This is a genomic window from Neorhizobium galegae, from assembly GCF_017877055.1.
In the GTDB taxonomy this organism is placed as follows: Bacteria; Pseudomonadota; Alphaproteobacteria; order Rhizobiales; family Rhizobiaceae; genus Neorhizobium; species Neorhizobium galegae_D.
This window is the reverse complement of sequence record NZ_JAGIPG010000004.1, coordinates 276,910-294,637: the sequence shown is the minus strand read 5'-3', so window position 1 is coordinate 294,637 and position 17,728 is coordinate 276,910. Positions and strand designations below refer to the sequence as shown.

At 60.4% G+C, this 17,728-nt stretch carries 18 protein-coding genes; 8 read left to right on the top strand and 10 right to left on the bottom strand.

The genetic code is table 11. The features are described 5' to 3' along the window. The first annotated feature begins 15 nt into the window (after positions 1-15). From J2857_RS24700 to J2857_RS24675, 6 genes are all read left to right on the top strand, one after another. On the top strand, positions 16-1,290 hold the full coding sequence (locus tag J2857_RS24700) for an ABC transporter substrate-binding protein (RefSeq protein WP_210012742.1): 1,275 nt from the start codon (positions 16-18) through the stop codon (positions 1,288-1,290). A gap of 181 nt (positions 1,291-1,471) precedes the next feature. Then, entirely contained in the window at positions 1,472-2,323 is an 852-nt protein-coding gene (locus J2857_RS24695; protein ID WP_040124232.1) for a carbohydrate ABC transporter permease, read from the top strand. After that, a complete protein-coding gene (locus J2857_RS24690; RefSeq protein WP_046605761.1) occupies positions 2,320-3,177 on the top strand; it encodes a carbohydrate ABC transporter permease in 858 nt (285 codons plus the stop codon). The genes J2857_RS24695 and J2857_RS24690 overlap by 4 nt, the downstream gene beginning before the upstream one ends. A gap of 13 nt (positions 3,178-3,190) precedes the next feature. Then, positions 3,191-4,249 carry an ABC transporter ATP-binding protein gene (locus J2857_RS24685; protein ID WP_210012741.1) on the top strand — a complete coding sequence of 353 codons (1,059 nt, stop codon included), beginning with the start codon at positions 3,191-3,193 and terminating at the stop codon, positions 4,247-4,249. Between the two features lie 19 nt (positions 4,250-4,268). Continuing rightward, positions 4,269-5,525 carry an MGH1-like glycoside hydrolase domain-containing protein gene (locus tag J2857_RS24680; protein ID WP_210012740.1) on the top strand — a complete coding sequence of 419 codons (1,257 nt, stop codon included), beginning with the start codon at positions 4,269-4,271 and terminating at the stop codon, positions 5,523-5,525. Between the two features lie 426 nt (positions 5,526-5,951). Further along, positions 5,952-7,517 carry a diguanylate cyclase domain-containing protein gene (locus J2857_RS24675; protein ID WP_210012739.1) on the top strand — a complete coding sequence of 522 codons (1,566 nt, stop codon included), beginning with the start codon at positions 5,952-5,954 and terminating at the stop codon, positions 7,515-7,517. Between the two features lie 85 nt (positions 7,518-7,602). Here J2857_RS24675 and J2857_RS31535 read toward each other — a convergent pair whose 3' ends face one another. The 4 genes from J2857_RS31535 to J2857_RS24655 form a co-directional block, all read right to left on the bottom strand. Further along, positions 7,603-7,956 carry a WHG domain-containing protein gene (locus tag J2857_RS31535; protein ID WP_210013038.1) on the bottom strand — a complete coding sequence of 118 codons (354 nt, stop codon included), beginning with the start codon at positions 7,954-7,956 and terminating at the stop codon, positions 7,603-7,605. Positions 7,957-8,410: 454 nt separating this feature from the next. Next, positions 8,411-9,079: an NAD(P)-dependent oxidoreductase gene (locus tag J2857_RS24665; protein WP_210012738.1), complete on the bottom strand. Its 669-nt coding sequence runs from the start codon at positions 9,077-9,079 to the stop codon at positions 8,411-8,413. A gap of 71 nt (positions 9,080-9,150) precedes the next feature. Further along, positions 9,151-9,624, bottom strand: coding sequence for an SRPBCC family protein (locus J2857_RS24660; RefSeq protein WP_210012737.1), 474 nt, complete (start codon positions 9,622-9,624; stop codon positions 9,151-9,153). Between the two features lie 38 nt (positions 9,625-9,662). Beyond that, positions 9,663-10,532, bottom strand: a complete 870-nt coding sequence (locus J2857_RS24655) for an NmrA/HSCARG family protein (RefSeq protein WP_210012736.1) — start codon at positions 10,530-10,532, stop codon at positions 9,663-9,665. Positions 10,533-10,637: 105 nt separating this feature from the next. Between J2857_RS24655 and J2857_RS24650 the strand changes: the two genes are divergently transcribed. Then, positions 10,638-11,528, top strand: coding sequence for a LysR family transcriptional regulator (locus J2857_RS24650; protein WP_210012735.1), 891 nt, complete (start codon positions 10,638-10,640; stop codon positions 11,526-11,528). 157 nt (positions 11,529-11,685) lie between these two features. On the opposite strand, the gene J2857_RS24645 is transcribed toward J2857_RS24650, so the two are convergent. The 6 genes from J2857_RS24645 to J2857_RS24620 all read right to left on the bottom strand — a co-directional run bounded on the left by J2857_RS24645 (position 11,686) and on the right by J2857_RS24620 (position 16,763). After that, the gene (locus tag J2857_RS24645) at positions 11,686-11,856 is read right to left on the bottom strand and encodes a hypothetical protein (protein ID WP_210012734.1); all 171 of its coding nucleotides are present in this window, start codon (positions 11,854-11,856) and stop codon (positions 11,686-11,688) included. Positions 11,857-12,089: 233 nt separating this feature from the next. After that, the gene (locus tag J2857_RS24640) at positions 12,090-13,583 is read right to left on the bottom strand and encodes an HAL/PAL/TAL family ammonia-lyase (protein ID WP_210012733.1); all 1,494 of its coding nucleotides are present in this window, start codon (positions 13,581-13,583) and stop codon (positions 12,090-12,092) included. Continuing rightward, positions 13,580-14,356, bottom strand: a complete 777-nt coding sequence (locus J2857_RS24635) for an ABC transporter ATP-binding protein (RefSeq protein ID WP_210012732.1) — start codon at positions 14,354-14,356, stop codon at positions 13,580-13,582. Before J2857_RS24635 ends, J2857_RS24640 begins: the two co-directional genes overlap by 4 nt. A gap of 36 nt (positions 14,357-14,392) precedes the next feature. Then, on the bottom strand, positions 14,393-15,088 hold the full coding sequence (locus tag J2857_RS24630) for an ABC transporter permease (protein WP_210012731.1): 696 nt from the start codon (positions 15,086-15,088) through the stop codon (positions 14,393-14,395). A gap of 9 nt (positions 15,089-15,097) precedes the next feature. Then, positions 15,098-15,823, bottom strand: coding sequence for an ABC transporter permease (locus tag J2857_RS24625; RefSeq protein WP_210012730.1), 726 nt, complete (start codon positions 15,821-15,823; stop codon positions 15,098-15,100). 97 nt (positions 15,824-15,920) lie between these two features. Beyond that, entirely contained in the window at positions 15,921-16,763 is an 843-nt protein-coding gene (locus J2857_RS24620; RefSeq protein ID WP_210012729.1) for a transporter substrate-binding domain-containing protein, read from the bottom strand. 197 nt (positions 16,764-16,960) lie between these two features. On the opposite strand from J2857_RS24620, the gene hutC reads away from it, so the two are divergent. Continuing rightward, complete coding sequence (gene hutC / locus J2857_RS24615; RefSeq protein WP_210013037.1) at positions 16,961-17,716, top strand: histidine utilization repressor; 756 nt, start codon at positions 16,961-16,963, stop codon at positions 17,714-17,716. Positions 17,717-17,728: the final 12 nt, after the last annotated feature.

Sequence of the window (17,728 nt, the reverse complement as noted above, 5' to 3'; positions counted from 1 at the left end):
ATGAAGGAGGAGAAGATGAAACATATCGTGTCACTTACAATTCTGGCTTCGACCGTGCTGGCGTTTGCCTCGCCGGTGTTTGCCCAGACGGTTTTCGTATCCACCCAGCTTCGCCCGATCGAGGAGGCGACCGTGGTCCGGCAGGACCTTTTGAAGGATGCCGGCAAGGTCGATTATGTGGTCGAGGAGCCGCCGCAGTTCGCAGTGCGCATGGAGGCAGAAGCGCAGGCCGGCAAGCACACCGTCAGCCTCGTCGGCGCGCTGCATGGCGAGCTTTCGCCGCTCTCCGACAAGGGCCAGCTCGAACCGCTCGACGAGCTTGCCAAGAAGCTTGCCGCCGGCGGCATGCCGCAATCGGTCCTTGATCTCGGCAAGCTCGGCAAGCCGACACAGCAGTATATTCCCTGGATGCAGGCGACCTATGTCATGGCCGCCAAGAAGGAAGCCCTGCAATACCTGCCGAAAGGTGCGGATATCAATGCGCTGACCTACGACCAGCTAATCGAGTGGGGCAAGAACATGCAAGCTGCCACAGGCCAGCCGCAGATCGGTTTCCCGGCTGGTCCGAAGGGCCTGATGGCGCGCTATTTCCAAGGCTATTTCTATCCGTCCTTCACCGGGGGCGTGGTGCGCACCTTCAAGAATTCCGATGCTGCAGCCGGCTGGGAGAAGCTGAAGGCGCTCTGGGCCTATGTCACCCCGAACTCGACCAATTACGACTTCATGCAGGAGCCCCTGGCCTCGGGCGAAGTCATGGTCGCCTGGGATCATGTCGCTCGCCTGAAGAACGCCATCTCGGCCGCGCCGGATGACTATGTCGTCTTCCCGGCACCGGCCGGCCCGAAGGGGCGTGGCTACATGCCGGTTCTGGCAGGGCTTGCCATTCCGAAGGGCGCACCGGACATCGCAGGGGCCACGAAGGTCATCGAAACGCTGACGGCAGAGAAGACCCAGCTGCTGACGGCTTCGAAGGTCGGCTTCTTCCCGACCCTCAACGTCCAGCTGCCGCCCGACCTCGACAAGGGCGTGGCGCTTCTCGCCGGTGCGGTCACCAAGACGCAGGCCTCCAAGGATGCCGTGATCTCGCTTCTCCCGGTCGGCCTCGGCGACAAGGGCGGCGAATTCAACAAGGTCTACATGGACGCCTTCCAGCGCATCGTGCTGCAGAACGAGCCCATCGCCGACGTGCTCGCCAAGCAGGGCGCCACCATGGCCAAACTGATGACCGACGCCAAGGCGCCTTGCTGGGCCCCGGACGCCAAGAGCGACGGCGCCTGCCCGGTTCAATAAGGCACCATCCGACAAGCCTCCCAAGGCTGATGGCATCCGGGCGCGAATGCCCGGATGCCAAATCCGGAGGAGCGGCGGCAGCGGACCGCCCGGTACCTGCATTCCGTCACGATGCGGGCGGCGGAGAGAGGAACAAGTCGATGTATGATCAATTCTCAAAGCCCCCTTGCGAGGGCAATCGATGACCCAGAACCGACCCTGGATCCCCTATCTGCTGATCCTGCCGTCAGTCGCCTTTCTGGCGCTGCTCTTCGTCGTGCCGCTGGTGCAGACGATCTGGCTGGCTCTTTCGGACAATGGCGCACCGTCGCTGGCGAATGCCGAGCGCATGGTGACCGACATCAATTTCACCCGCTCGGTCAGGAACACCTTTCTTCTGACGATCGTCGTCGTGCCGGTGCAGATCGCCATCGCGCTCGCCATGGGCACCATGGTCGCCAAGGTCGGCCGCGGCCGCGAGACCATTCTCTGGATCTGGACCATCCCGCTTGGCATTTCCGATCTTGCTGCCGGCCTTGTCTGGCTGTCGATCCTGCAGAATACCGGCTATTTCAACTCGCTCCTCTTCAGCCTCGGTGTGATCGGCCGGCAGGCGAGCTGGCTGTCCTACCAGACGCCGGTCGCGCTTTTCATCGCCATCGCAGTTGCGGAAATCTGGCGCGGCACGGCGATCGTCATGGTCATCATCGTCGCCGGCCTCAACCAGGTGCCGAAGGAGTTCAAGGAAGCCGCCGAGATCTTCGGCGCTGGCCCATGGACGCGCTTCTGGCGCATCACCCTGCCGCTGATCCGGCCGGCTCTGCAATCGGCGCTGATCCTGCGTACCGTGCTCGCTTTCGAGGTGTTCGCAGTGGTCTACGCGCTCGGCGGGCGCAATTTCCCGGTCCTCGTCGGCGAGGCCTATAACTGGCAGAACCAGAACCAGAATTACAGCGTCGCGGCGGTCTACGCGGTGCTGATCATGATCATCTCGCTTGCCGCGACGCTGATCTATCTAAAGGCCCTGAAAGTCGATCCGGAGCGCCTGCCATGAGTACGGAAACCATGAGCGCGACGGAGACAGCTTCCCGTCCCGCAAGCTTCGCCTCCTCCCGCCGCTGGCTCCTGTGGAGCGGCATTGCGGCGCTCTGCGCCTGGGTTCTGGTGCCGATCTACCTGGTGGCGTTGGGGGCACTCGGCGGTCGCCAGGGCGTCTATATCTGGCCGAAGACGGGCTTGCCGACCGGGATTTCGCTCGAACCCTTCATTCTGTTCCTGAAAACCGAGGGCGTCGTCCAGTCTTTTCTCAACTCGTTGGGGGCAGCCGGCATCACGGTGGCGCTTTCCATCCTGCTGGGCGCGCCGGCCGGCTATGCACTGGCCCGCTACGATTTCAGAGGCAAGGACAGCTACCGGCTTCTGGTGCTGCTGACCCGCGCCTTCCCCCTGGCGATCCTGGCGCTGCCGCTCACCGTCTCCTTCATCCGGCTCGGGCTCTATGACACGATCATCGGCGTTGGCCTGATCCACACGGTCCTGGCTCTACCCTTTGCGGCGCTCGTGACCCAGGGCATATTCCTCGGCGTTCCGAAGGAACTCGAGGAGGCCGCCTGGGTGTTCGGCTGCACCCGCGTCCAGGCCTTTTTCAAGGTGGTCGCGCCGCTGGCTTTGCCCGGCATCGTCGCCACCGCCGTGTTCGCCTTCGTCATATCCTGGAACGAGGTGTTCGCCGCCTCGGTACTGACGGTGCGCAACCGCACGCTCACGGCCTATCTGCTGACGGTGCTGTCGGAAAGCCCGATGCACTACCGCTTTGCCGGCGGCCTCATGCTCATTCTCCCTTCCGTTGTCTTCATCTTCGCGGTCAGGCGTTACCTCTTCGCGATCTGGGGCATTTCCTCCAAATAACGGGACCATCGACATGGCCAATATTGTCATTGACCGCATCCGCAAGAGTTTCGGGGCGTTCCAGGCGCTGAAGGAGATCTCGCTGACGATCAACGATGGCGAGTTCGTCTCGCTGCTCGGGCCGTCAGGCTGCGGCAAGACCACGCTCCTGCGCATCATCGCCGGTCTTGAAACCTCAACCTCGGGCGATGTCCGCATCGGCGACAGGTCGATCATCGGGCTGGCGCCCAAGGATCGCGGGCTGGCGATGGTCTTCCAGAATTATGCGGTCTTCCCGCATATGACGGTCTACGAAAATGTCGCCTTCGGCCTGCGCATGCAGAAGGCGGACGACGCGCGGGTGAAGGCGCAGGTGGAGAAGGCGGCCGGCCTGCTGCATATCGAGCCGTATCTCGACCGTTATCCGAACAAGCTTTCGGGCGGCCAGCGCCAGCGCGTGGCGGTCGCCCGCGCGCTGGCCGTCGAGCCAAAGGTGCTGCTGATGGACGAGCCGCTCTCCAATCTCGACGCCCTGCTGCGGCTCGAAATGCGCACCGAACTGAAAACCGTGCTGCAATCGGCGGGTACGACGACGATCTACGTCACCCACGACCAGACCGAGGCGATGGGCCTATCGGATCGTATCGCGGTCATGCACAACGGCGTCGTCGAGCAGGTCGGTCATCCGGTCGAGATCTACAATCATCCGGCCACACGGTTCGTCGGCGGTTTCATCGGCAATCCTCCGATGAACTTCATCAAGGTGCCGGTCTCGAACGGCCAGGTGGTGGCCGGCGCGGAACAGCTCGCGGTGCCGGAAGATGTCGGCAATGAAATCGTACTTGGCCTGCGTGGCGAAGCGGTCGAACTGGCGCCGCTGCCGCAGGGGATTGAGATGAAGGTGCGGGTCGCCGAGCCGATGGGATCGCATCTGCTCCTGACCGGCTCGATCCACGACCAGCCGGTGCGGGTCATCCTGCCGGCGTCCGAAACCGTGAAGAGCGGCGACACGATCGGCCTGAAGCTCGACCGCAAGCGCATTACCTGGCTTTCGCCCGAAAGCGGCAAGTCCTTTCCGGCCGTTTCGGCCTGAGCATACCGGAGTACCCGACATGAACGTGCATATCACCGAGGCGAAACGCATCCTCGTCGCCAACGACCGCGGCGGCTATACGGTGCCGACCGACAGGCTCTACCCGTTCCAGTGGAACTGGGATTCCGCCTTCGTCGCCATGGGGTTCGCGCTTTATGACACCGACCGCGCCTATCGCGAACTGGAGCGGCTGATCGAGGGGCAGTGGGCGGACGGCATGATCCCGCATATCGTCTTCCACCAGCCGAGCGACACCTACTTCCCGGGTCCGAACGTCTGGCGCACCCGTCACACGATCCCGACTTCCGGCATCACCCAGCCGCCGGTCTTTGCGATCGCGCTGCGCAAGGTGTTCGAAGCGGCCGGCAGCGGCGCCGAGGCGCGCACCCTGCCGCTCTACGAGGCCGCGCTGAAATGGCATCACTGGTGGTATTCCGCCCGCGATCCGGAAGGCACCGGCCTGGTGGCCCTGCTGCACCCTTGGGAAAGCGGCAGCGACAACTCACCGGCCTGGGACATCGCGCTCGCCCGCGTGCCGACCACCACCGACACACCGGTCGTGCGCAAGGATACCGGCCATGTGAACGCCTCGATGCGCCCGCGCGACGAGGACTATAACCGCTTCATACACCTGGTCGACACCTATGCCGCCTGCGGCTGGGATCCCGCAAGGCAATGGGAAAAGGCACCGTTCAAGGTCGCCGAGATCCAGACCACCGCTATCCTGCTGAAGGCCGGCGAGGACCTCGAACATCTCGCTCGCGAATTCGGCCGGATGGAGGACGCCGCCGAGATCGCCGCGTTCAACGAGCTCAGCCGCAAGGCGATACTCGCGCAGTGGCGCCCGGCCCTGTCACGCTTCGTATCGCGCGACCTGATCTCCGGCGAGGATGTCGAAGCCGCGACACAGGCAGGCTTCATCCCCCTCCTGTCGCTCGACCTGGAGAAGGGCATCGCCGATGCGGTGGTCGATGAGATGAAGGCCTGGTCGAAGGGCCTCAAGGTCGCCTTTCCGACCACTAAGCCGGGTATCGCAGGCTGGGAACCGAAACGCTACTGGCGCGGCCCGGCCTGGGCGATCATCAATTGGCTGCTGATCGACGGCTTCAAGCGCAACGGTCATCCGGAAGCGGCGGAAGAACTGCGCAGATCGACGGTCGAGGCGATCGAGGCGGAAGGTTTTGCTGAATATTTCGACCCCGTAACGGGCGAAGGCTGCGGCGGCCTCGGCTTTTCCTGGACGGCCGCCGCTTATATGTGGCTTACGTGGACATAAGATCAGCGGAAAGCGGCAGATTGCGACATAGTCGAACGACTCGAGTGCTTGTTGCCCGACATGTGCGCGAGGCAAGATAAAAAATTCCAGTGCCCGTCTGATGCCAGGAAACGCCCGATGGAAAGGGATTGACCTGACGGAAAAGGAGTCACGCGACGCCGGAACTCGACACCAGCAGGCGGCAGGCTTTTTCCACAGAATATACTGATCCGTTTGGAGCAAAAGCATTTCCGTTTTTTCAGCCTCTTACGTCCGGATGCATAGAAACGTCTCTATAAATTTAAAGCAATATTAAGGGCCGCGCCGATCGTTGGGTCGACAGTGTTTGCCCGGCGTAGCCATATTCCCCGATCGTGAGTGCCCTTTATCTCGAGTGAGACATGGCTCCCGCTCAGCAGTCGATTTCAGCCAGTAGCGGAGTTTCATATGTTCATTCGTGTACTCGATTGCATCAGCACCGATCATAATCCGACGCTTGTCGTCCTGGCGATTGTTGTCGCGCTCTTTTCGGGCTTTGCACTGTTCACGATCCTCGACCATGCCAGAGCGCGACACGGACGTATGAAGAACGTTTGGGTATTTGTGGCTGCCTTCGCGGCGGGTGGCGGAATTTGGTCGACGCACTTCATTGCCATGCTGGGTTTTCAACCTGCTGCGTTTGTGAGCTACGATGTAGGTCTCACAGCAATGTCAGCCTTTTTTGCAATTGCCTTTGCCTCAGTTGCAACGCCCCTGTTACTGTCGCCTAGTCTTGTCACCGCTCTCGCGGGCGGTCTTCTTCTCAGTGCCGCAATTGGCATCATGCACTTCATCGGCATGAGGGCTCTGCTATTTGCCGGCACTTTCGAGTGGCATTTGCCTCTCGTTGCGCTTTCGCTCTGCGCGGGCAGCCTACTGGTGATCGCGGCGACGTTCGCTGGACGTCGACGTGCTTCGGTCGGGTCTCGCCTTGTCGCGGGCACTTTATTCGGTACAGCTATCTGCACCCTGCATTTCACCGCGATGAGTGCGGCCCTTCTTAAGACAGACCCGTCTCTTCGAGTTGCGGATGGGAACCTGTCGGAATTTCTCCTCGGACTCTCCGTTGCCGTGGTCACAACATTGATCGTGGTCTTCAGTCTGGTGACGGTTATGCTTGATCGACGTGCTCACGACGCGACCGCTGACGCCCAACAGATGCGATGCATTCTTGAGGCCGCACAGATCGGCATCCTTGTTTGTCAGGATGATGAGGTCATCTCGGCAAACAAGGCATTCGAACGGCTCGTGGGCTGTGAAGGGTCGAGTATCGAAGGTCGTGCCGTTGCCGACTTTTTTGAACTCCCGGCATGCGTCAATCGTCACACACCTCGCCTTTACGAGACCGAAGGGCAACTAAGGACGGCCAATGGGGTGTGGGTGGACGTTGCGCTCAACACAACACCGATCCTGTCCGGAGACACGTTGCGACATCTCGTCGAAGTTCGCGATATTGGCGATCATAAACGTGCTCGTGATCGCTTGGACTACCTCGCCAACCATGACGAGTTGACGGGACTTCCGAATCGCAGGCTGTTAAATGCCGAGCTGCGAAAAGAGGCGCTGTCCAATCAGGAGTTTGGGCTACTGTGGGTCGATCTCGATCGTTTCAAGGAAGTTAATGACACGCATGGGCATGCGATCGGAGATGCTCTTCTCCACGCGGTGGCGCAACGCTTCCGCTCGGTTCTGGACGAGCAGCATTTGCTTGCGCGTGTCGGTGGAGATGAGTTTGTCGTTCTGTTCAAGCACTCATCAAGACAGGGCGATCCTGCCAGCGCGGCTGAAAGCCTGTTGAAGGCAATGGTCAATCCGATTGTCGTTGACGGCCAAATGCTGGAGGTCGGGATTTCTATCGGTCTGGCAAGATACCCCCATGACGCGAAGTCGACAGACGCTTTGATGCGCCGAGCCGATCTTGCTCTTTATGAGGCAAAGAAGACCGGCCGCAGCCGCTACGCCGCCGCCTCGTAAGTCTTGCGTTGGCGGTTAGGTGGCGATACTGCCATGGCTCCTTCGCGGTTGCGCATCCACGGCCACCGCCATGGCCGGTCGGCGATTAAATCGTCTCCTCTGGGAGTGTAACTGGGGCTCTCCTGATTGACGAAATATAGTTCTTTAGGACCGTCTGGACAGTATCTTCTGCCGTCTGTCCAGGCATCGCCCATTGCGCGAAATGACCATCGATGTACATACGGGCAAGCCCGTACACGAGCGCCCTTCCGGCAATCTGTGTTTCCATGATGTCGTTTGAATGAAGCAAATTTCGCCGCTTGGCCTCCAGCATCGCTCCTTCGACAAGCAGACGCACGGCGTCGTTGTCCCGGCGTAGGGATTCAGAATTTTCCCAATCAATCAGGCTCCGCGTCGATATGATCTGGAAATGTGTCGGGTTTCGAATCGCCCATCGCAGATAAGCGGCCCCACCGCTGCAAACCGATCAACCGGATCGTCAGTGATAACAGCCTCCACCGCGCTGACGATCTCCAGCCTAAGTGCGATGCCGATTGCTCTTCGCGCCTTCGTACCGGAGCTAGCGCTTGACCTCGGCCTGGCAGGCCTGGCAGCCGCGTTGATTTGGCTTTCGATGTGGCTATGGACGCGCGCAAGCACATTCGCCCAGCCTGCCTACGAAGTGTAGCCTCCGTGCGTTCACGCCGAAGCGATTGGCGTATGAGTGCGGCACGGCGCTGCGCTTATCGCCCTTGCGATCGGCGCGCTGTCCTCCATCCTGCCGACCTTGACGTCGATCCTTCCATCATGGCGGGGGACCTACGGATGGTTGATGCCGTAAGGGCATTTCCCCGCGAAAGCGTGCTCATCGCCCTCCGAACGGTGACGTCTATGCGGCCGGCCCCAGTGTTGCATCACCAAGTAATCACCGGCGACTTGCGTAGCCACGCATCCCTGTTCACCTGATCGAGAATGAACGTTGCCACGTCTGCCCGCGAGATCGAGCCGCCGTGAACGTTGCTCAGATCCGTCAGAGCCCTGATCGTGTTACCCCCAGGCTTGTTGTTGAGGATCGACGGACGGACGATGGTCCAATCGAGATCGCTGTCCTTGATCCTGGCCTCCTGGCGGTTCTTGTCGGCGTACACGTTGCGCAGGATCAGCGGGAAGATCACATTGTCGAACAGGAAGCCGCCGTGTCCTTTGCTGTCGCCTGCGCCGATTCCGGTGATTGCGATCAGGCGCGAGACCTGCTCTGCTTTCATCGCTTTGATGAGGGCTTGGGTCGCGGTCGACAGAAGCGTGACCTCCTTGAAAGGGCTTGCCGGCGTTCCTAGAGCGCTGATGACGGCATCCCGACCTTTGATCGCCTGGCGCAGTGCCTTCTCGTCGCGGGCATCTCCGACAACGAGCTTTGCCCCTTTGAGATCGGTGGCTTTTTCCGGCGAGCGCACCAGAACGGTGACATCGTAGCCACGGGTCAGTGCTTGGCTGACAATATGGCGGCCCGTGGGTCCGGTGGCGCCGAGGATCAGGATTTTCGGTGCTGCGGCAGCATTGCTTTCGGTAAGGGAGGTGATCATTGTCTTGGTCCTCTTGAACGGCCGGGCGCCTCGTCAAGAGGCGGCCCGTTTTGATTTCATTGCTGGGGTAATCAGAGCTTGCCCTCTGCGAGCAGTTCGCGGGTCCGCTTCAGCGTCGACAGCAGCGCGGACTTGTAGCCCTTGTCGCTGTCGAACTGCGTCTGCTCGGCCTGTTCTTCCGGGCCATCAGGCTGCTTGCCGCGCAGGCCGATATAGCAGTAGAATTTGAGCTGCAGCGCGCCGGCTTCGTCTTCGAACAACTCGTTGACGATGGCACCTTCGCGCGGGCCGGTGGCTTGGAAGAAGGTGACCTTGTTCTGGGGCTCAAGCGTGATGATTTCACGCAGGTCGGAGCCGGCAATGGTGGCTTCGCGCACGAAGTGGGTCGCACTTTCCTCGACGACATCGCAGCGGGTGCAGAGACCGGGCGGGAGAAACAGGCGTGCATCGCGCGCCTTCAGTTCCAGACCCTTCCAGATCTGCTCGCGAGTGAGCTTTGTTTCGCCTTCCGGATTTACGGGAACGGTTGCGGTCGAATAGATCATGGTGATGGCCCTTGTTTTGAGATGTGGGACGACCCGCCTCAGGCAGAGGCCGCAGTTTCCGAGGCAAAGGCGCGATAGGAGCGGAGCGGACGGCCGAGAAGCGTCGTCAGGCGCTCGACGTCGCCGCCCTCGGGCAGCATGCCGTCGGTCAGGAACCGCTCGCCCATCATGCGCATGTCGTAAGCCATCCAAGGCGGCATGAACTGCTTGAGGTTCTGCTCGAAGGCAGCCGTATCGCCACCGCCATAGTTGATCGGGCGGGCGAGCACGTCTGACCAGATGGCGGCGATATCCGTTCCGGTCAGCGTATCGGGGCCGACAAGGTTGATGCGCGTCAGCGGAAGCGGCTGCTCCGCCTGCTCGCGGCGCAGCAGTTCGAGGGCAGCGATCTCGGCGATATCGCGCACATCGATCATGGCGAGGCCCTTGTCGCCGACCGGCATCGGATAGACGCCGTAGCCGGTAATGGCGTCCCTGATCATCAGATCGTTCTGAATGAAGTAGGCAGGGCGCAGAATGGTGGCGGTCATGCCCATCTGCTCGATCATCCGCTCGACGCCGAACTTGCCGGCGAAGTGCGGCACGTTCACATAGACATCGGGATGAATGACCGACAGATAGACGATCCGTTCGATGCCGGCGGCGCGGGCCACATTCAGCGCAATCAGAGCCTGGGTGAATTCGTCGGCCACGACGGCGTTCAGCAGGAACAGCGTCGACACTCCATCAGAGGCGGTACGAAGCGAGTCGACGTCGAGAAAGTCGCCTTTCACCACGGCGACATCGGCCGGAAAGTTTGCCTTGGAGGGATCGCGAACGAGAGCACGAACGTCTGCGCCGTGGTTGACGAGGTGCTGGATGACTTGGCTGCCAATATTGCCTGTGGCGCCGGTAACGAGGATGGTCATGGAAGTATCTCCAGGTTTATTTGCTTGACACCCCGAATATGGATGGTTCACTGACGGCTCGATAGACGGTTAATCTGGACACTCCGTCTCACAGGTGGAACACTCATGGACCTGCTCGCTCTTGCCGATTTCAACCTCGTTGCCCGCCACGGTGGCTTCGGCAAAGCAGCGCGGGCGTCGGGGCGGCCGAAGGCGACCCTGTCCCGACGGGTAACAGAGCTTGAGGCTGCCCTCGAGCTTCGACTGTTCGAGCGTGGCGCGCGCAGCCTCAAGCTCACCGAAGAAGGGCGCGCCCTTTACGAGCGGACAGCCGCTCTGCTGACCGAACTGGACGAAACGGCAACGGCGATTGCATCGGGCGCCGAGAAGCCGCGCGGCCGATTGCGGATCAGCGCGCCGCTTCTTCTGTCGCAGACCGCCATGGGTAAGATCGCGGCCCGTTTTGCGCTGAAATATCCGGAAGTGCGGCTGGAAATTACGACAGAGGACCGAGCCGTCGATATGATCGAGGAAGGATATGACCTCGTTATCCGGGTCAATCCAGATCCGGACGAAGCCCTTGTCGGCCGCGCCTTCCTGCGTGACCGCCTAGTCGTGGTGGCGAGTCCCGATCTGGCCCGCCCGGCACCGGGCCACCTGGCGCCCGGGGTCGTGCGCGGAACCAGTGCGCAGCAGACCTGGACCGTCATGTCCTCGAAAGGGCCTGCGAAGATCAAAATCCAGCCGGTCCTCGCTCTGTCGTCGCTGATTATGGTGCGGGATGCGGTGCGGGCAGGCGTTGGCGTCGCACGACTGCCGATATCTCTGGTGAGCCATGATCTGGCCGAAGGCACTTTGTTGCACTGGGGCGATATCGAAGGATCGGAGATCGCGCTGTGGGCGCTCTACCCATCCCGGCGACTACTCAGCGCTCGTGTTTCGGCATTTCTGGAGTTTCTCAAGCAGGCTTTCCCAAATGGGACGCCTGACGAGTTGGCAGCTTACATTGGCAGGTAGCATCGTCTGGAACGCTTGATCATGTCGCGGCGAGATAGCCTGTCCATCCGTCACCCGAGACGGTTTGCGAGGTTATGAAGTCGGCAAACGCTCTTAGCGGTGCCGGTGCGGACCGTCGTGAGAAATAACGGACCTTCGAAGCTCGTCCAACAGTCCGTTACGTCGAGACGAGCGCCAGGGACCATCCCGTTCGCTGGACCACCATCTGCAGATAAATGGGTGGTCCGTAAAAACCGACGCCCCAGCCGAATATTGCCAGAACGATGGTCGCAGCGACCACGTCCCAGCCGAAAAAGGGTGCTGTTTCAGATGTTGATAAGGATGTCATGGCGGGCTGCAATAGAGATTGGCCCTTATTGCAGCCTCCAGGACGCGAAGCTTCGGTCATGATCGAAGTGTTTGCGTTTGGCCGCTAACGGCAGCACAAGCCTGTCCAATTGCCTCTACAACTGCGTTCCACACTGACTGAATGAAATGGGGATGTGATGGACACGGATGCGCCGATCGCGGTATAATGCCAAACGTTGCAGCATTCACTGCGACACCTGAAAGCGTCCTTCTTCAGATTATCGCGGGTGGTTGCCGGTCGCGCAGCAGCGCCCGCAATGCTTCCATATCGCCGGAAAGCGGGCGGTCATCAGCATAGTGCGGCACGTATGCCCGAACAATTTTCTGGACTTCCTCGGTTCCTCCAGCGCGCGGAGCGACCGTCTCCAAAAAATCATGGGCTTGCGCGGCAGCCATCAATTCAATCGCCAAAATATATTCGACGTTGTCTATGACGGCGAGGAGCTTGTTTGCGGCGGCGGTCGGATGCGCAAGGAAATCCTCTTGCAGGGCAGATGTCAGCCCACCGTCCATGGAGGCAGGAGCAGCAAGGCGACGGTTCTCGTTGCTCAGCGCCGCAGCCGTATATTGGGCAATCATGAACCCGGAATTGCTGCCGGCATCACTCGCAAGAAAGGGCGGCAGACCACTGACAAGCGGATTGACAAGCCGATCCGTCCGCCGCTCGCTCATTGCGCCGATCTGGGCGATCGCAATCGCAAGACCATCGGCCGCCTGTGCAAGCGCCGGAGCAACGGCATGCGCTTGCGACGAGACAATCGGATTTTCCGGCGTGCCCGAGATCGCGGGATTGTCGGTCACCGAGGCGAGTTCCTGATCGACAATCTCGGCTGACCGCTCAAAAACATCGCGCGTGGCACCATGCGCATGCGGTATGGCGCGCAGGCTGAGGGCATCCTGCGTACGCCTACCCAGCGCGGCGGTCACCAGGCCGCTGCCTGAAAGCCGATCGCGCAGGGATGCACCGACAGTCGCGATACCCTTTGAAGGGCGCAGCGCAAGCACCGCTTCGTCGAACGCTGCGATCTGGCAGCCGGCAGCTTCCAGGGTGAGGGCGGCGATTGCGTCAGCCCAGTCGAGCAGCCGGGCTGCACGCGAAAGGGCAACGCTCGCAAGCCCGGTCGCGCAGGCGGTGCCATTCACGAGGCTCAGCCCCTCCTTTGCCCCCAGGGCGAGCGGCGCAAGGCCAATCGCCTTCAACGCGTCGCGCCCTTGCATCGGCCGGCCGGAGACGCAGGCGGCTCCTTCTCCGATCAGGACGAGAGCGCAATGGGCGTTGTGGGTGAGATAGCCGGCAGAACCTTTCGACGGCACATCGGGAATGCAATCGCTTTCCAGAAAAGCGATCAGATGGCTGACAATCTCCGCCCGTACGCCCGAATGGCCATGTGCAAAATTAGCGATCTGTGCGGCAATGATCGCTCGCACTTCGCGCGGTGCCAGGAGCGGACCGACACCGCAGGCATGACTCAGTATGATATTATGCGACAGGCGGCTTTGCGAAGCACGATCGACGATCGTATCCGAGAGAGCGCCGACGCCGGTATTGATGCCGTAGGCTCGTACGCCGCTTGCAACGATGCGCTCGACGATACGGGCCGCGTGCACGATACGCTCCGCCGCAGCCGGCGACAGCGCAAGTGCCTCCCCTTCGCCTACTAGAGCGATGTCGCGCCAGCCGAGGGTATCCCCGATCGTGACGGTCATTGTCCGCTTCCGAAATGACCGATGAACTGGCGGAAGGCGGGCGATGCACCGGCTCCGAACATGTCCTCCGGCGGGCCGCTGCTTTCCACGAGACCTTCGCGCATGAAGATCACTCGATTGGAGACGTTGCGTGCAAAGCTCATTTCATGAGTGACAACGAGCATGGTCATCCCCTCCTCGGCAAGCGCGCGCATGACGCGCAACACCTCGCCGACCAGTTCAGGATCGAGAGCAGAGGTCGGTTCGTCGAAAAGCATTACTTTCGGTTTCATTGCAAGGGCGCGTGCGATCGCGGCACGCTGCTGCTGGCCACCGGAAAGATGTGCCGGGTAAGCATGACGCTTGTCGGCGATGCCGACCTTTTCGAGCAGCGCTTCGGCTTCCGCTATGCACTCGGCTCGCGGTCGTTTGAGGACGTGTACCGGACCCTCGACCACATTCTGCAGGATGGTCATGTGAGACCAAAGATTGAATTGCTGGAAAACCATCCCGAGCTCGGAGCGGATATGGTCGACCTGCTTCTGGCTCACCGGCTTGCTTCTGCCGTTCTTGTGCACCATCCGGATCTCTTCGCCATCGACCCAGATCTCTCCACTCGTCGCCGTTTCGAGAAGGTTGATACAGCGCAAGAACGTCGATTTGCCGGAGCCCGATGCTCCAAGCAGCGAAATCACATCGCCGTCCTGAGCGTCAAGGGAAATGCCGCGCAATACTTCGTGGGTGCCGTAGCTCTTGCGGATGTTGCGGACCGAAAGTCGGGTTACGCCGGGCATGGAGGCTCCAATCGGGTTCAGTCTAATCCTACGCCTTCAGCGCCGCAGGACGGCGCGGCGATGTCGGGAGAGCGAATATTCGAGCAGGGCCATGCCCTGAAGGATGACGAAGTTGAGAACAAGATAGATGATGGCGGCACAGAGGAAGATCTCCATCGTGCGGTAAGTCTGCGAGATCAGACGCTGAGCCACACCCGTCACTTCCCACACGGTAACCAGGCTTGCCAGTGCCGTCGACTTCATCATCAGGACGATCTCGGTCGAATAAGCCGGCAACGCATGCCGGAAGGCAATCGGCGCCAGGATGCGGCGAACCAGCAGGAAGCCCGACATACCAATCGAGCGGGCGGCCTCGATCTCCCGTGGAGAAACTGCACGAATGCCGCCGCGGAAGATTTCCGCCGTGTAGCCGGCCGTACAGAGCGCCAGCGACAAGACCGCGCAGACGAAAGGTTCTCGTAGGAACGGCCAGAGAAAGGAATAGCGGATGAAGCCGAATTGGGCGAGGCCGTAAAAGACCAGGAACATCTGGATCAGAAGCGGCGAACCCCGGAAGACAAAGACGTAACCTTTGGCAATCGCCGAAAGAACCGGATTGCCGCCGACGCGCATCCAGACAATCAACAGTGCCAGCACGCCGCCAAAGAAGATCGATGCGGAAAATAGCGCCAATGTCATTGGCACTGCCTTCAGGAGCGTGATCATGGTCTGCGATAGGAAAGGGAAATCCATGATCGCTCCTCAGGCCTGACCCATCGCGGCTGCCGGCATGCTGCGGTTGGCTCGCCGCTCGGCACCGTTGAACACGCGGTCGGAAAGGCTGGTCAGAATAAGATAGAGCGCGCCGCCGACGATGAAGAAGAGGAAATATTGCCGGGTGGAGCCGGCCGCAACCTGGCTGGTCCGCATCAGTTCAGCAAGACCCGTCACCGAAACCAACGCCGAGTCCTTGAGGCTCAACTGCCAGACATTGCCGAGACCGGGAATGGCAAAGCGCCAGACTTGCGGCATGATGATGCGCCGGAAACGCAAGCGGCCATGCATGCCGATTGCGGATGCCGCTTCGAGTTCGCCCTTGGAAATCGCAAGATAGGCGCCACGGAAGACCTCCGCCTGATAAGCGCCGGAAATGATGCCGACCGCAAGCGCACCAGCCGCAAAGGAGGGCAGGCCGAGAAAACCCTCGTAGCCCATTGCCACACCGATCGCAGTCACCGCAGACGATCCGCCGAAATAGATCAGATAGATGATCAGCAGTTCGGGAATGCCGCGAAAAACGGTCGTGTAGAGATTGCCGATCGCAACGAGCAGCCAATTGCCGGATAGTTTGGCACCGGCGATGATCGTCCCGAGTACCGCGCCAATTGCAAGGGCGGTCGCTGTTACGGCCAGCGTCGTCAATGCGCCGAGCAGCAGAAGCGCTCCCCACCCTGTCGAGCCGAAGCCAATCAGTTCCAGTGTCGCCATATCGGTTCCCCGCGCTGCCGCTTTAAGGGCAGCTGTCACAATAACATACGGTCCCCGGCGATAAAGCGGGGACCGGAGTTTCGGCCAGAGCCGATGCTTATTGCTGCGGGCTGACGTCGACCTTGAACCACTTCATCGAGAGGTTCTTGACCGTGCCGTCCGCAAGGGCCGACTTGATCGCCTCGTTGAACTTATCGCTCAGGTCCTTATCTGCCTTGCGCACTCCGAGGCCCTCGCCTTCGCCCCAGATGGGGCCGATGATCTCGGGACCGGTAAAGGCAAGCGCGCCATTTGCGGCTTCGAAAGCGTTGTTGAAATAAACGGCGTCATCGAAGCCGAGGTCGATACGGCCATTCTGCAGGTCGAGGTCGCGGTCGGCGCCGGTCTTGTATTCGCGGATTTCGGCAACACTGCCGAAATTGTCATACACAAACTTGGCGTAGACTGTTGCGGCCTGGATGCCGATTGTCTTGCCCTTGAAGGCTCCCTTGAGAGCTTCGATCTCCTTCACGCCGGTCTGGCCGGGCGTCATCTTAATGGTCAAGCCGGTGCCTGCCGCATTGGAAAGGGGGCTATCCTTAGCCGCCGCGAAGGCGGCAGGTGTCGCGGCATAGGGAATCGTAAAGCCAATGATCTGCTTGCGCTCCTCGGTGATCGATAGCGCATCCATGATGACATCGAACTTGCCGGCATTAAGCGCGGGAATCATGCCGTCCCAATCGGACGCGACAAGCTTGCACTCGATCTTTGCTCGTTCGCAAAGAACCTTGGCGAGTTCCGGTTCGAAGCCGCCGAGCGAGCCGTCGGCGTTGGTCAGGTTCCAGGGTGCGTAGGCGCCTTCGAGCGTTATGGTCGCCGTCTTCCAATCCTTGGCGGCGAGCGGGGCAGCGAATGTCGCGAGCGCAAACGCAGTGGAAAGAAAAAGCGTCTTGAATTTCATGGCATGCAATCTCCTCTGAAGTTGTCATTGACCTTGTGGCTACATGAAACCAGTCTGCGCCGGCTTGCCTGTCGTCATCGATTTTACTCAAATGACCGATCAGGAGGTTGTATAGGGTACCATATGAGAGATTTCATGATATGCAAGAGAAAAGTCTGTTTGCAGGGCAGATTCCCTCGATGCAAAAGGAATGGGCAATGAAGCGTCCCAGCGAGATGAAACGCGAGTTTTCGGAAAATGATACCGCGCCGCTTTACGCCGGTGTCAAACAGATGATCCTGGGTCGCATTCACAGCGGCGAATGGCCGCCGAAGCATCGTGTACCTTCTGAAAACGAACTCGTTGTCGAACTCGGGGTCAGCAAAATGACCGCCAATCGTGCGCTGCGGGAGCTTGCCAACGAGGGCGAGTTGGTGCGCATTCAGGGTGTCGGCTCGTTTGTGGCGGAGCGCAAAGGCTATTCTGCACTGTTCGAGGTGCGCAACATTGCTGACGAGATCGCCGAGCGCGGAAACACGCATGAAGCGGCCGTCATAGTTCTCGCGAGAGAAACTGCCTCACCGGAAGTGGCTGATGCGTTGGAACTCGAAATCGGTGGCACCGTCTTCCATTCGCTCATCGTGCACAGTGAAAACGGTGTTCCGGTGCAAATCGAAGATCGCTTTGTCAATCCGTTGGCAGCGCCGAACTACCTGGAGAAGGACTTCTCTTCTTTGACGCCGAATGCCTACCTCACTGCTGCAGCGCCATTGAGCGGGTCCGAGCACGTCGTCGAAGCAACAATGCCCAGAAGCTGGGAATGCAAGCTGCTAATGATTTTAAAAACGGAACCGTGCCTTGCGATCCGCCGGCGGACTTGGTCGGGCAACAGGGTCGTCTCGACTGCCAGACTTGTTTACCCGGGCCACCGTTACCGCCTGGAAGCGCGTAGTGGAAAGATATCCGATGAATAGAGTCGAGTTCCA

Bases quoted from the DNA above. Each gene is read 5' to 3' on its own strand.
- J2857_RS24645 (WP_210012734.1), bottom strand. From the start codon at position 11,856: ATGACATCCTTATCAACATCTGAAACAGCACCCTTTTTCGGCTGGGAC.
- J2857_RS24630 (WP_210012731.1), bottom strand. From the start codon at position 15,088: ATGGATTTCCCTTTCCTATCGCAGACCATGATCACGCTCCTGAAGGCA.
- J2857_RS24675 (WP_210012739.1), top strand. From the start codon at position 5,952: ATGTTCATTCGTGTACTCGATTGCATCAGCACCGATCATAATCCGACG.
- J2857_RS24690 (WP_046605761.1), top strand. From the start codon at position 2,320: ATGAGTACGGAAACCATGAGCGCGACGGAGACAGCTTCCCGTCCCGCA.
- J2857_RS24635 (WP_210012732.1), bottom strand. From the start codon at position 14,356: ATGCCCGGCGTAACCCGACTTTCGGTCCGCAACATCCGCAAGAGCTAC.
- J2857_RS24655 (WP_210012736.1), bottom strand. From the start codon at position 10,532: ATGACCATCCTCGTTACCGGCGCCACAGGCAATATTGGCAGCCAAGTC.
- J2857_RS24700 (WP_210012742.1), top strand. From the start codon at position 16: ATGAAACATATCGTGTCACTTACAATTCTGGCTTCGACCGTGCTGGCG.
- J2857_RS24650 (WP_210012735.1), top strand. From the start codon at position 10,638: ATGGACCTGCTCGCTCTTGCCGATTTCAACCTCGTTGCCCGCCACGGT.
- J2857_RS24665 (WP_210012738.1), bottom strand. From the start codon at position 9,079: ATGATCACCTCCCTTACCGAAAGCAATGCTGCCGCAGCACCGAAAATC.
- J2857_RS24695 (WP_040124232.1), top strand. From the start codon at position 1,472: ATGACCCAGAACCGACCCTGGATCCCCTATCTGCTGATCCTGCCGTCA.
- J2857_RS24620 (WP_210012729.1), bottom strand. From the start codon at position 16,763: ATGAAATTCAAGACGCTTTTTCTTTCCACTGCGTTTGCGCTCGCGACA.
- J2857_RS24660 (WP_210012737.1), bottom strand. From the start codon at position 9,624: ATGATCTATTCGACCGCAACCGTTCCCGTAAATCCGGAAGGCGAAACA.
- J2857_RS24685 (WP_210012741.1), top strand. From the start codon at position 3,191: ATGGCCAATATTGTCATTGACCGCATCCGCAAGAGTTTCGGGGCGTTC.
- J2857_RS24680 (WP_210012740.1), top strand. From the start codon at position 4,269: ATGAACGTGCATATCACCGAGGCGAAACGCATCCTCGTCGCCAACGAC.
- hutC (WP_210013037.1), top strand. From the start codon at position 16,961: ATGAAGCGTCCCAGCGAGATGAAACGCGAGTTTTCGGAAAATGATACC.
- J2857_RS24625 (WP_210012730.1), bottom strand. From the start codon at position 15,823: ATGGCGACACTGGAACTGATTGGCTTCGGCTCGACAGGGTGGGGAGCG.
- J2857_RS24640 (WP_210012733.1), bottom strand. From the start codon at position 13,583: ATGACCGTCACGATCGGGGATACCCTCGGCTGGCGCGACATCGCTCTA.